The sequence below is a fragment of the Pseudomonas sp. P7548 genome (assembly GCF_013386585.1).
Classification (GTDB): domain Bacteria; phylum Pseudomonadota; class Gammaproteobacteria; order Pseudomonadales; family Pseudomonadaceae; genus Aquipseudomonas.
The window spans coordinates 41,636-54,566 of the sequence record NZ_JACARO010000038.1 but is presented as its reverse complement, the minus strand read 5'-3'; the positions used below and the strand labels follow the sequence as shown (position 1 = coordinate 54,566).

9 protein-coding genes and 5 pseudogenes are annotated in these 12,931 nt (G+C 53.7%); 8 read left to right on the top strand and 6 right to left on the bottom strand.

All coding sequences use genetic code 11. The features are described from left to right. Positions 1 to 14 precede the first annotated feature (14 nt). The 3 genes from HX803_RS15940 to HX803_RS15930 form a co-directional block, all read right to left on the bottom strand. Positions 15 to 1,169, bottom strand: a complete 1,155-nt coding sequence (locus HX803_RS15940) for an efflux RND transporter periplasmic adaptor subunit (RefSeq protein ID WP_016978934.1) — start codon at positions 1,167 to 1,169, stop codon at positions 15 to 17. Between the two features lie 37 nt (positions 1,170 to 1,206). After that, positions 1,207 to 1,476 carry a hypothetical protein gene (locus HX803_RS15935; RefSeq protein WP_016978933.1) on the bottom strand — a complete coding sequence of 90 codons (270 nt, stop codon included), beginning with the start codon at positions 1,474 to 1,476 and terminating at the stop codon, positions 1,207 to 1,209. Positions 1,477 to 2,606: 1,130 nt separating this feature from the next. Beyond that, positions 2,607 to 2,753: a hypothetical protein gene (locus HX803_RS15930; RefSeq protein WP_157741979.1), complete on the bottom strand. Its 147-nt coding sequence runs from the start codon at positions 2,751 to 2,753 to the stop codon at positions 2,607 to 2,609. A gap of 656 nt (positions 2,754 to 3,409) precedes the next feature. On the opposite strand from HX803_RS15930, the gene tnpB reads away from it, so the two are divergent. From tnpB to HX803_RS15915, 4 genes and pseudogenes are all read left to right on the top strand, one after another. Beyond that, positions 3,410 to 3,799: an IS66 family insertion sequence element accessory protein TnpB gene (gene tnpB, locus HX803_RS15925; RefSeq protein ID WP_256262540.1), complete on the top strand. Its 390-nt coding sequence runs from the start codon at positions 3,410 to 3,412 to the stop codon at positions 3,797 to 3,799. A gap of 159 nt (positions 3,800 to 3,958) precedes the next feature. After that, complete coding sequence (locus HX803_RS32785) at positions 3,959 to 4,201, top strand: hypothetical protein (RefSeq protein WP_016978928.1); 243 nt, start codon at positions 3,959 to 3,961, stop codon at positions 4,199 to 4,201. Positions 4,202 to 4,293: 92 nt separating this feature from the next. Then, positions 4,294 to 4,737: pseudogene (locus HX803_RS32780) on the top strand (transposase); the annotation flags it as partial. Positions 4,738 to 5,436: 699 nt separating this feature from the next. Next, a pseudogene (locus HX803_RS15915) lies at positions 5,437 to 6,541 on the top strand (IS3 family transposase); the annotation flags it as partial. Positions 6,542 to 6,687: 146 nt separating this feature from the next. Here HX803_RS15915 and HX803_RS15910 read toward each other — a convergent pair. Beyond that, on the bottom strand, positions 6,688 to 6,918 hold the full coding sequence (locus HX803_RS15910; RefSeq protein WP_025999951.1) for a hypothetical protein: 231 nt from the start codon (positions 6,916 to 6,918) through the stop codon (positions 6,688 to 6,690). A gap of 970 nt (positions 6,919 to 7,888) precedes the next feature. Here HX803_RS15910 and HX803_RS15905 point away from each other — a divergent pair. Next, complete coding sequence (locus HX803_RS15905) at positions 7,889 to 8,149, top strand: hypothetical protein (RefSeq protein ID WP_038847194.1); 261 nt, start codon at positions 7,889 to 7,891, stop codon at positions 8,147 to 8,149. A 242-nt stretch (positions 8,150 to 8,391) separates the two neighbouring features. Here HX803_RS15905 and HX803_RS15900 read toward each other — a convergent pair whose 3' ends face one another. Both HX803_RS15900 and HX803_RS15895 read right to left on the bottom strand, forming a co-directional pair. Further along, positions 8,392 to 9,711 carry an MFS transporter gene (locus HX803_RS15900; RefSeq protein WP_016978924.1) on the bottom strand — a complete coding sequence of 440 codons (1,320 nt, stop codon included), beginning with the start codon at positions 9,709 to 9,711 and terminating at the stop codon, positions 8,392 to 8,394. A gap of 154 nt (positions 9,712 to 9,865) precedes the next feature. After that, positions 9,866 to 10,117: pseudogene (locus HX803_RS15895) on the bottom strand (glucose-6-phosphate dehydrogenase); the annotation flags it as partial. 205 nt (positions 10,118 to 10,322) lie between these two features. Between HX803_RS15895 and HX803_RS32775 the strand changes: the two are divergent. The 3 genes and pseudogenes from HX803_RS32775 to HX803_RS15885 all read left to right on the top strand — a co-directional run. Then, positions 10,323 to 10,586, top strand: a pseudogene (locus HX803_RS32775) (IS5/IS1182 family transposase); the annotation flags it as partial. Between the two features lie 598 nt (positions 10,587 to 11,184). Next, positions 11,185 to 12,090 (top strand): AraC family transcriptional regulator, encoded by a 906-nt coding sequence (locus HX803_RS15890; RefSeq protein ID WP_016978922.1) that lies wholly within the window; start codon positions 11,185 to 11,187, stop codon positions 12,088 to 12,090. Positions 12,091 to 12,299: 209 nt separating this feature from the next. Next, a pseudogene (locus HX803_RS15885) lies at positions 12,300 to 12,913 on the top strand (sugar ABC transporter substrate-binding protein); the annotation flags it as partial. Between the last annotated feature and the right edge of the window lie 18 nt (positions 12,914 to 12,931).

Sequence of the window (12,931 nt, the reverse complement as noted above, 5' to 3'; positions counted from 1 at the left end):
GGAACCCTTGACTGTTACTTAGCGCTTGGCGCGAAGCTGGGAATGTTGAGTTCGCTTTTGTCTGCTGGCATGACATGGGGTATGACGGTCGTGCCGCTGGCATGGATGTTCTGCAGGCCGGAGACGATTACGCTGTCGTCGGGTTCTAGGTCAGCTGTGATGACGCGTTGCCGGTCGATCAGATTTCCGGTTTTGACATAACGTTTTTCCGCCGTGTTGTCCCTGCCTAAGACGTAAACATAATGCTTGTCCTGGTCGGTCAGGATCGCACGGTCGGGGATTAGCATGGCCACTGCAGGCTCACCAACGGACAGTTGCACCCTGGCGTACAGGCCCGGAATTAGTAGGCGATCGGCATTGTTTACTGTCGCGCGGGCATGTACCGTACCAGTGCTCGCATTGACCTGGTTGTCGATAAAGCTCAGCTCGCCTTGGTACGGGAAGTCTTCGCTGTTGGCCAGGCCAATCCTCACTGAGGCCTTTCCAGAGTTTTTCAGCGCCTGCTGATAGTTGAGGTAACTGTGTTCGTCAGGGTCGAAATCGACATGTACCGGATTTTGCGACACCAATGATGTCAGTACCGACTGATTTGCTACGGCCAAGTTGCCAAGGGTCAACTGGGCTCGGCTGGTGCGGCCATCGATGGGAGCGCGCACCTCGGTGAACTGCAGGTTCAGCGTGGCATTGGCCACCGCCGCCTCGGCGGCGTGCACCTCCGCCAGACCTAGCTCGTGGGCGGTATGCTTCTGCTCAGCTTCTTCTCGGGATACCGCATTGCTCTTGAGCAGTTGTTGGGCCCGTCCGTCCTGCTGGTCGGCGAAGGCCAGCGCGGCGCGGGCCCGTTCTAGTTGGGCTCGGGCGCTGTCCAGCGCGGAGCGGTAGGGACGCTGGTCGATCACGAATAGCAGGTCGCCCTTTTTCACCTCGCTACCCTCGCGGTAGCCCACTTGAGTTATATAACCATCCACCCGTGGCAGGATGGCCACGGTTTCCACGGCGCTAACCCGACCATTGAAGCTGTCCCAGGTCATGACCTTCTGCAGGCTGACGTGTTTGGCCTCGACGACTGGGGCACTGTTGGTGGTGGGCGGGTTGGGTTTTTGGTTGCAAGCACTGAGCAACAGCGCGGTGGTGATGATTACGGGAATGCTGGCTGAATTGACGCGCACAGGATCATCCTAACTCATAGTGTATGGAATAATAGTGTTAGTGGCTGGGAAGTCTGTCGTTGAATGGATTTATGCCGGGGGCCTGTTTCTTTTCCTTTTCCTGTTTGCTGACTTCCTGTTTGCTGACTTCCTGTTTACTAACATCTTGTTGTTGAGCTGGTTGTTGCTGGGTGTCTTCAAGTTGCCTGGCGAACATCGCCCGGGTTCTTTCGTGAAAGCGTTCCAAGGCTTCGGCGCCATCGGAAGCGTGGGCGAAGATAGGGAATGTGCAAATAAGCACAGCAGCCAACTTAGGAATTGTATTCATCGGTCTTCTCAAATGACGCGCACAGTGAGGCGCTAAATTGAATTCAGTTCGCAGCGAAGTTCGGTTTATTCAGGTGTACAGGTAAGGTAAGAGGGTTAGGGTCTCCTGGATAATGGCGCCTCGCCAGGCGGCGAGGTGGGTAATAGTAGGCGTCTGTTCGGTTATACCTATAGCAAATTTCTGACAAAACTCGCTGACCAATCGGCGCCACTTTGGCTTAAAAAAATCCCGCGATTAGCTATCTGCGTTTTGCCTGCCGGCACTTAAGCTAATGCCCTACAGTCCATTCGTGGCCACTCTGGTACGAGCTCCCGTGGGCGACTCTGCGTGTGCTGTGGCGCACTTTAGGAAAAAACCGCCACTGGATAAACCCCGCCGGCCCGTTTTATTCTTACGGAAATTCGTACAGTGGAATTTGACCGATTGGAGGCGATGCCGGGGTTCTATCGGATCATCGAAGTGGACTTGACCCCACATTCCGGACATCGGCACTCTATTAAATTGATGCCTCAGCCATGCCCCACTCCGGCGCTGATTGATCATGAAGGTTGTCCGGGGACAGCGTGCTTTTGGTAGTGAACTGTTGAACACTAGCGGTCGCCACCCATGGTGCGATACGTATCGTGTGGGCCCAATGCCCACTGCAGTAAATGCTTGATGTAGATGATGGTTCGAACGATCGGTAGCTTCATGACGCTGTACTCATGGCCGGATGCACTGGGTTCTGGTTGTCCCGCCGGCGTCGAAGGTTTTCTCTTCGCTCATCTACTACCTTGAGGCGTCAGGTGCTGTCACTGATCACCTCGCCTGGCCGAGTCAGGTAGATATGAATCAATCGCGTGCTTCCGGTGGGGGTAATAGACAGGAAGGGGCCTGCGCCTCGGTGTTCGAGACCGACCAGCTGAAGGCTGAGGGTCTTGCAGGATGGGCGGGGCTTTTATCGGTGCGAGTTTCGATTTATAGGGAGGGGCTTTGAGGGCGGTTGGGATCGCTTGAGCCTGAGGTATGCTCATTTTCTGCAGTTTGCCGTCAAGCGACTCAAGGTTGGCTTCCACTACCAAGAGATCGCCAGCAGTTTCGAATGAACGAATGACGTAAGTTGCAGCTTCTTGGGCCTGCGTTGTCCTGCTTTACACAGCGTCGATGCGGCTCGATAGCGCTTGCTGGCTGCCATACGCCATGTCGAGTCCATCGTCGATCGTACTCACGCTGCTCTGGAGGGCGTCGATGGACACTTTCTCTGAGGGTCCATCCAGGGTGCGAGACAGAGTCGGCAACTGGTACTCGGAGCGCGATGATAGCGCGCAGAATGAGCGGCCCCGCAGCAATGGGCGGATATCACGGATCGGTCATTTTATGGGGGGGCACGAGATCGAGTAAACCCTCGCGCAACTATGATTCTGTTTCAGCAGGAAATACGTAGCCGTCCGACCAAGTCCTCTACCCAGCCGCAAAAAGCAAAGACATGGTGTAGCGGACGATATGGGGCTTGCGGGATATGTTACTGGGAATGAATGGAGAAGGTTTATCCTGCAATCGAGTACTGTCTTATCAGCCCGCTGTCACTGCCTGGACATGACTAGCGCAGTCAAAGCGGAGCCCCCACGATCTATTGGGATGAGAACGGTAAATAGAGGTATCCGTCCGACCAAAACATCTTCCTGACACAACCGCCGAAAGCCTTGGTGTCCACTTAAGTGGACATTATATTTGATCCATCAAGCGAATTTTTTATGCGCCCTCAACGCCGTACCTACAGCAAATCTTTCAAAGCCCAGGTCATTGGAAGTGCTCCGAATCCAGGCCTCCACCGCAAACATCGTCTTGAGCTACAGCCTCAATGCCAACGTCGTCCACAAATGGATTCGGTTGTAGAATCAAAAAGCCTTGGCTCTTCAGCCTACGTTCATCCCGCTGCATCCTCAGATGCTTGATGCTGGAACGCGTGCTCAGCCGTCCGGTATCAGTTTTCCAATCCTGCACCGCGCACTCCCATAAAGATGAATTGGCCAGTGGAAAAAGCTGCCACCTGCACGAATTTTCTTCGAGAGCTGTTGCGATGATTCGCATCGGTATCACCTGGCTCACCACCGAGCCGATGGACATGCATGCAGGCACCGGCGCCGTCAGTGCCCGAGTGATTTCAGTGTTCGGTGCGGCGCAACCGCACTATGCTTATCTGTTCGCCAATTGCCGCGCTAACCGCATGAAAGACCTGGTGCGCAACGGATTGGGCATCGGGTTGGCGGCACGGCGGCTCCACCTGGGCAAACTCGCTTGGTCTGGTATGCCTCACGGTTCACAAATGGAGCTGAGCACCTGACAGCTGCACGCTTTGATACTGGGTCTGCCAAGGCAGAGAGTTGGCCTCGGAAACGCAATTTCCATCCTCTAAGCTGAACCATGCCCTGTCCGGTTGCGTAATTGTCTGATCAGGCTATCGTTGTGTTTACGCTGATCTGGCAAGATCGGCTGCATAACTTTGATCCCCTACCTCTACCAACTGAACCCCGAACAATTGCGTGCATTTGCGGAGCATTTGCTGCAACGCGTCTCGGGGCTCGACGAGCAGTTCGAAACGATGGGCAAGACCTCCCAGGTCATGGACAAGAAGAGCGATCACGACAAAACGGTGATCGAAAAATTCAGCCACGAGATCGCCCAGCTCAAGCACTCCAAGTTCGCCAAACGTAAGGAGCAAATGAGCCCGGAACAGGTTGGTTGACTCAGACGATCTGATCGATACCGATTTCGCTGCCATTGAGGCGGAACTGGAGTCGCTGCAAGTTGCGTTACATGCAGCCGCTGTAATAGAGCGAGGAGGAAATCAAGGGTCTGGAGTCGGACATATGCCGCCGAATACTGCAAGAAAAGGCAGTTCCGGTGATGGGTGTGTTGTGTGCCTTGATGGTTGCCCTGCGCGATACCGTTCACAACGGTTCGACCAATGGCAAAGCCTTGGATAACAGCTTGAAACGCTGGATGGCGCTATGGCGCTACCGCGATGACCGGGCCGTGCCCATTGATAATAATTGGTGTAAGAACCAGGTACTGCCTTGGGCGCCGGGGCGTAAGGCCTGGCTCTTTGCAGGGTCGCTACGCAGCGGCAAACGCGGCGATGCGATCATAAGTTTGATTCAATCGGTGCGGAGCAGTGGGCATGATCCCGATGCCTACCTGAAGGATGTACCGACACGCCCGCCTACGCAGCGGACAGGTGAGATTGCAGCGCTGCCGCCGCAAAGGTGGCTTCCGGCTTAATCCTGCAAGACGGTTTGCTCGTGCATTTACTAATAGAGCTCAAAAAAAAGCCCGCGGGAACGGGCAAAAGGGATGCTTCCAAAGGAGATTGCATTACAGCCATCCAATGTTAAGGCATTGTTAAGTATAGCGATTATTATCTAGTGACACCCAACAAGCTAGGACCGCCAGTCTAGAGTTCGGCTTGACCATTACAAAGGGATGCCGTGCGGTGAGTATTCAGGGGAGCCTGACCTATTCATTGATGAAGCTTAGATCACCTGGCCACAAGCGCCTTTGGCGAATTTCAGACAAAGAAATGCCCGCGATGGGAGGAGCGGTCTTAAAGGGGGGGGGGGGCTCGGAACTCAGATAACGATATTCGCTTCGATGTGAAAGATTTGTGAGATTACTACCGCTATATTTCCTAAGGTATCAGTCAGCAACTTCGGGCTAGCCCCCTTTTTGAAACGCGAGACTCCAGGCTCTCGCAAAGCGGCGGATTCTGACCATCGACGCGCTTCGCGATGGCTATCAGCGTTTGACGATATGTTGAGCTTCGCGTGAACACAAGCCACTTCTCGGCTAACGACATGTGACAAGTAGGTCATGCTGGCTTAAATGCTCAGGAGAGCGATAATTTTGACGAGGCTGGTTGTAGCGGTCTACTAACCCCGGACACCCATTTAGGCAAGAATGCTCGCCACAGAGAGGTTTCCGATGACCAAGCAGCACCGTACCTTTACCCCTGAGTTCAAGCGCGAAGCTGCCTGCTTGGTGCTCGATCAAGGTTACAGCGATGCCGAGGCGGCCCGTTCGCTCGGTTTGGTCGAGTCGGCACTGCGCCGATGGGGTAATTAGCTTCAGCAGGAGCGCGGCGGCGTTACGCCGGCCAGCAAAGCGTTGACGCCAGAGCAGCAAAAAATTTAAGAGTTGGAAGCCTGGATCACGCGCCTTGAACGCGAGAAATCGATACTAAAAAAGGCTACCGCGCTCTTGATGTCGGAAGATCTCGAGCGTACGCGCTGATCCGCCAGCTCAGCGATCATGAGCCCGTTAATTAAGGCGAACTCCGGACGTTGAGCGACTGCGGTTGCCCAGTCGAGTGAATGAGTTGTTCACGAGAAGTCGAAGTGCGTCCGGCAGCCGTACCATCATGGCAATGATGCAAGAAGAGGGTAAGCAAATCGGGCGGTTCAAGGTACGCAGCCTGATGCGTGAGCTGGCGTTGATCAGCAAGCAGCCAGGATCACATGCATACAAAATGGCCACAGCGGAGCGGCCAGATATTCCGAATACCTTGAACCGAGCGATTGATGTCGAAGCGCCAAATCAGGTCTGGTGTGGAGACATCACTTACGTCTGGGCACAGGGCAAATGGCACTATCTGGCAGTTGTCTTGGATCTCTATGCACGCAGAGTGGTTGACTGGGCCTTATCAGAAAAGCCGGATGGAGGCCTGGTGGTCAAAGCGCTGGATGTCGCTTACGAACAACGTGGAAAGCCTCAGGGGCTAATGTTCCACTCCGATCAGGGATCGCAATATGGCAGCCGCCAGTTCCGCCAGAGACTGTGGCGCTACCGCATTCGCCAGGGCATGAGCCGCCGAGGCAACTGCTGGGAAAATGCACCGATGGAGCGCGTATTTCGCAGCTTGAAATCAGTGTGGATACCGACCACGGGCTACCTGACCGGGCAGCAAGCTCAACGAGACATTGGCCAATACCTGATGAGCCACTAAAACTGGATCCGACTTCATCATTTCAACGATGGACTGGCTCCGGCGAAAGCTGAAGAAAAACTCAAAACTGTGTCCGGGATGGATTGGCCACTACAGTGGCTCAAAAAAATCCCGGTTGATAAAAAGGAGCATTCAGCTGGGCAATAGAGCGTCGCACTCTTGGCGTACAAGGTGTTGTCGCGGACTTTTCTTGCGACCGCGCTGCTTTTAGGAGAGGGCTCGGGCTTGACTCAGGGAGTGTCCAGAAGCGCCAACAGATCGACGGGAATTTCTCCGGATTCTTGAAGGTTGCCTGGTTCGGCTTTCCTGTAAACATGCAGCGCCGCGTCATTGATGGCATGGCTCATCCATTGCAGACTGCCCAGCCAATCGCTGTACTTCCCTGTGAAAATCGCCGTTGAAACATCAATTTTGAATTGAATGACGTCTCGCCAATCGTTCGTGGCATGATCAAAAAGCATGGCTCCGCAAGCGCCATGTCGACGTTCACAAAGCCTGCCTCAGGCTTACGACGTGTGAAAGTAGGGTGATCCTTGGGCCGTGGCCCGCTCAATCCCCCTCCGGCTTTCCGAAATCAATCTGCTGGTAGGCGCCATGTTGACGCGGGCGCGATCATGCGTTCAGGCGAGGTGGTGAAAACCCCTGCTTCCAGTCGTTATTGTTCTGTCCAGTCGGCATGGCAATAGATCAAAGAAGGGGGGGGCGGCCGATGGGTGGCTCTCGGACAGCGGCCTGGTCGTAGGCCGTCGACGCCCTAAAGGTTCATTCTGTGTGGCGTGCCGTCTTACTCGAAAGGCAAGCCTGCGATTGAAATACCGTGGGACCCTCAGTCCCATGAGTGCCCGGGGTTTTCATATATTGAGCTGCGTACCCATTGGATGTTTAACGCAGCTGAAGGGAAGGTTACTGTTCCGGTGGGCAGCCGGTTTATCGCGGCGAGCCACTTCTGTGCGCTGGCCGGATTGGGCAGAATGCTTCAACCCGTGGAGCTTATGCGCAAATCATAGCAGCAAAGTGAACTGATCGCGTTGCCGCCCGACTACCCGCCGCCGAGTCGGCCCTTGCATTTACTCTTCACACCCGACCGCAGATTGACACCTAAAATCAGTGGTTTTTTCGACTTCGCGACGCGACCTTTGACGTGATGCGGTGGTGACGGAGGCCTTTTGAAGTAGGCTGCTGTAAATCACCATCAGCAATGGATATTTATGAGTGCGTGATCAGTCAATAGAGTGCCCCCTTGGTTGTTTACCTCACCGTAGGAGCTACAGGTGGGCAGAAATGCTCGCTCATCCTTGACGAAGTAATGTTGAATATCCAGCTGAACACGAAACGCACCTTAGTGACTACATTTGTTGGCGATGGCGACATAAAACCGTCGGCCCGGGCGTCGCTGCGATGGCTCGTTGGGTTGGGTGGAACGGACGACAAATGTTCTTGATCAACTTGTCCGAAGCTTTCTTACCTGACGAAGAATACGGCTCAGTTGACCACACTGTACGCCCAGCAAAACCGTGGATGGCTCGAAAACAGCTGATGGGGCGGGCGAGCTGCGCGCTCAAAACAGAAAAGCCAGCGAGCACGCTCGTCGAGATGCTATCAAACCTGTTTTTCGAAAATACTGATGCATTCAGACGAACTTTCGACTTTGCGACGTTTTGCGGCAAGTTGATTGAAGTCCTTCGTGAGTGAGTATCATCCATATGCTTATGGCTCACACGCCTGCCTCTCAATTGGCGTGTGAGATCGATTAGTTGTTGCCGCACAAATGGCAACCGGTTTAATCGCGTAAGGCGTGATTGTTGGGTGCATAAGTTTTTGCCATCACGTCGCATAGATATAGTATTTACTAGTGTCTTCATAATTGCAGCTAGGTCAATATAACTCTTCTCTTCTTTTTAGCTCTGTTTATTGAAGATTATAACTGCTTGGCACTATTTCCTCGTTAAAATAACTTCGTTGGCAGTGGCGTGAGTTGAAAAATGACGGGCTGGCTCCTCGTCCGTCTGAAGCTTTGGCTGGTCGATTCGAATACAACATGTCAATACCGCGCCCACCAGATACAGCAAAGCATAGACCCACACCACCCCTTGGACTCCAAGCCAGGAAATCGTTAGCGTTGCAATGGCCGGCCCCATAAAGTTCGACATTCCAGCGGCGAGGTTGTGGGCGGACATAGCCGCCCCTTGCTGTTCCGGGGCAATGGCAAGAAATACAGGTCCAATGGGAACGAACGCTGAGACGCAAATACCCAGTGCAATTGCGGCGGTACTGGCCAGTCCGAAGTGAGCGCCATACATCAGAGGCAAGTAATAGAAAGCCAGGGTCGCCAGCGCGCAGCCAACACAGCCGAACCAACGCATCTGCCATAGCCAGCCGATTCGGTCCCCGATCCATCCCCACATCACGTTAGTGAAAATGGTGACAACGAACATCAGCCCCCACAGATACAACCATTGCTCCATGGTGAAGCCTACGGCTTCCGAAGTGAGGTAAAGCGGCATAATCACAGGGAATCCAAACAAGGTCAGGTTGCAGATGACCCGTACAATGGCTGCAATCAAAATGCTGCGTTGATCGAAGAGGATGGTCACCCCTCGGCTCAGGTCGCGCAAACGGTCGGCGAAGCTTGCCGGCGTGCCTTCCCGTGCCTTGCCTTGATCCTCAACTACGAACACAATCAATACCGCAGCCAGCGCGACCCACAATGTTGCCATCCAAAGTGTACCGATAAAGCCAATCCGCGAAATGCTCAGGCTCGGCAGATACATCCCGAGAAAACCGATACCGATGGAATACATGGTCCAATACCAACCCATCGCTGAAGCAAGGCGGGCCCCGGGCGTCACTTGAGCAATCCAGACCAGGAATGCGTAGATGAACAAGGGGTAAGCAAGCCCACGAATTCCATAAAAAAGCACCATTAATGGGTAGTTCTGTGCGCTCAGGCCGAGCGTCAGAAATAGCGCATGGAAGATCAGCCAGGCCACGACGCCGATCAACATGATTCGACGCGGACCGAAGGTTTCGGCCAGCACGCCGGAACTCCAGCTGGACAAAGCGGCGAGCAGACCATAAACAGTAAAAAGAAAGGATGCTCGGGTGGGGGAGAAGCCGAGATCGACAATGTAACGAGACAGGAAGGCGAGTTCAATGCCATCCCCAGACATAAATAGGGCAATGGCGACGTAACCCCAGATAAGACATATAGGCATGCCGAACAGCAGCCCTCGGGACGCTTGGCGAGTGGCCATAACGCTTTCCTTTATTGTATTTGTAAGTTAAACAACGCCGAAGAGGCTGTAGCGAAATCGGCAGGTAATACTGCAAGGATCTCATCGTGTAAAAGATAACTGCTACTAAGTATGAGCACGAAAACTGATACTATTTTGTAGTTGTGGAATTGGAGCCGCTCCATAATTGCATGCCCTTATACAGGCCCTGCTCCTTCGTCATCCCGTGCAAGGAAATGTCTTCGTCCGGTTGCGGACGCATGATCAGCTTGTTGCTGATCTGCTGGCGTTGCTCGGGGGCTAAGGTATAGTGCGATGGTTCAATGTAGTGGAGGATGATCTGCGATCTCTTCTGCGGCATGCGTTTGTCGCGAGCTATACTGGTCGAATACTGACATCTAGCTAACGTGCGGATTTCCGCGCCCAAGCGCGGCTTTTGCTGGAGCTAATGCGCGCAATCAGAGTTTTTTGCAAATAAGATTAGACGCCGCGAGGAAATAGTAAGTCCCGTTGATCGTCGGTTGAAAAATGCGATGACGTGCCCAAGTATTGGACGGCAGGTTCCTAGGGGAACTCTGATGAAGATTTCTTGAGCTTGGCAAAATGGCGGAGCTTCACCCGCTACCACTCCGATGAAGCAAATTGCCTTTGCCCCTGCCGAGTACTTTGGAGTGCGCAAGCAGGCCGCAAAGTATTATTCCCGCCGAGATGGATAGGATCGTCCTGTGTAAGGATTTATTTGCCCTGATCGAGCCGCATCATCCGAAGGGGAGTGGTTAGCGTCCGACCTATCCCCTGATGACGATGCTGCGTATTCATTTGATGCAAAACTGGTCGGCTACAGCGTTCTGGCGTTGAAGGAGGCGCGTATGAAATTATTATTTTCAACTTCCGTCGGTTGCTGGAACCGGAGTAGAGCGCGCTCTGAGCGTTAAGGTCGCCATGTGGTAGATTGACGCCCGGCGTGGCGTGTACGGGAAGCTGGGCAAACGCTGTATTCCGTACGAAACCAAATGCTAAATCAAAGAAGCAAAGCTAGTGCCGTCAGAGCGAAGGTTGAGCTCCGTTCTGGGCAATTAGGTGCTAATTCAGTCATGTGAGGAGCTTTTTCGTGGTATGGGCAAAGCTGCGGCACTGTTGGTGCCGCCGTTCATGTTGTCGAGTCTGTTGATAAAGCGTAGATATTTACTGGCGGGTGTTGGTGAGGTGTGTCTACGAGGCGCTTGCGGTGGCTAAAAAATCCAGAAATTAACCGGTGATCTGATCGTCTTTGATCCATCGTTGTGTTCAAAGCTGACGGTATCTGAAGAAAGCTAGAAATGCTTGGCTGTTTCAGGCTATCCCTAGAGGCTCTCCTATAGTTTATCATGCTTGTTAGCCCGTTAGGCTAAGCGTTGTTACTCTGTGGCATATGCGCGATTGGATGAATGGTGTGGCTATAACTGTCGCGAAAATAGACCTTGTAAGATGCAATAAAACAAAAAGCAGTCTAATGTGAACCGCTCAGCGAAAATTACTGACCCTTCCTTCGAGCTGATGGACGACCACAACGGGTTGTCCATCATCTATCGCCAGCACGGATTTCCCTGCCCGCTGGTGCGTTGGCATTTCCACAAGGAGTACGAACTGCACCTGATAGTCGCGAGTTCCGGCAAGGTGTTCATCGGCGATTACATCGGCAATTTCTATCCGCAAACCCTGTTCCTGACTGGCCCCAACCTACCTCACAACTGGATCAGCCAGATTGTCGAAGGTGAAGTGGTGCCCAAGCGCGACATGTTGGTCAACTTTTCCGATGAACTGTTCGACAAAGGCCATCAGGTGTTTGCCGAGCTCAAGATCCTGGTGCCGCTGTTGAAGCGTGCGCAGTACGGCATCGAGTTTCGTTGCAAGCACACGATTGGCATGGCGATGGACCTGATGCAATGCATTGCCAGCACCCGAGGTATGACCCGCCTCGGACACTTTTTCATGCTCCTGGAGTTGCTCGCCGCCTGCGAAGATTATCAACTTTTATCAGGTGCGACGACGCTGCAATTGGCCGACGAGCACCACATCGATCGTACCAATCGAGCGGTGGATTACATCTTTGCCCATTACGCCCGGGATCTGCCGCTGGAGGAAGTGGCTGAGCACCTGGGCATGAAACCGACCTACTTCAGCCGGGTGTTCAGGCAGGCCACCGGGCGCTGTTTCATCGAGTTTGTCAATCGCCTGCGAATCAGCAAGTCTTGCGAGCTACTGGCCGATGGCGTTAAATCGGTGACTGACGTGTGCTTCGAATCAGGCTTCAACAATATCTCCAATTTCAACCGGCGCTTTCAGCAGCAGAAGGGCATGACGCCTTCGCATTACCGGCGGTTGGTGGTGCAGCGGTTGACCGAGCAAAACCAAAGTTGAGTTCGCTCCCACGAGTGCTGTATTTCAACCCGATAACCTATACGAATTCGATCGTCTGTCATCGCTGTACAGCCCTTCCCTGTGTCGTTCGCTGTAAAATTAAGTGCAAAATAATATCAATCTAAATGCGAAGGATGATTTGTTTTGCCCGCAATTGAAGTCTGTAATTAGCGCATATTCTGCCAACCGTCGAAAGATACGAAAACAACGTCAACACCATGAAAAAATCCGGTACACAGGTGGCGTCAAGCAACGGTCTCAACGAAAACCTTGCGCTGTTCAACAGCGAAAAATGCGTAATCTGGGTCGATGCCAGTGTCGCCGGCTCGTTCGTCACCGACAAGAACCAAAGCAAGGTCAGCGACCACGTCGGCTTGAGACATGCGCCCCACGAGGTTACCGACAAAGGCTCGGCCTGGTTGTACTTCTGGGCATTGGCGATCCCTACCAGCTACAAGGCCAAGGAGGCGGCAAAAACCTTCAGTGCCTGGGCTACGTTCAAGGAGTTCGGGGCGTTGGTCGCGGAAAAGATGGCGTCGCCAACGAGCCGCCCGGTAGCCGAGCCTCGGCCTACAGCGAGGCGTGCTTGAACGCCGCGCCATTTGTCAGAGTCACGCTGGAGTTGCTCATAGCCGCGGCCCCGAGCAAGCCGAGCGCCAAACCGGTGCAGTACATCGGCATTCAGTTAGTGATCATCCCGGAGTTCCTGGGCATTGGCATCTAGGTCGGCAAATTGTTGTTCTCGGCGCTGATCGACCAGGCCCTGGCCGCTGCCCAGCAGGCCACCGAACGGGAGATGAAGCGCGCCGGGTACCCGAAATAACCACGCAGTCCCGCTCCC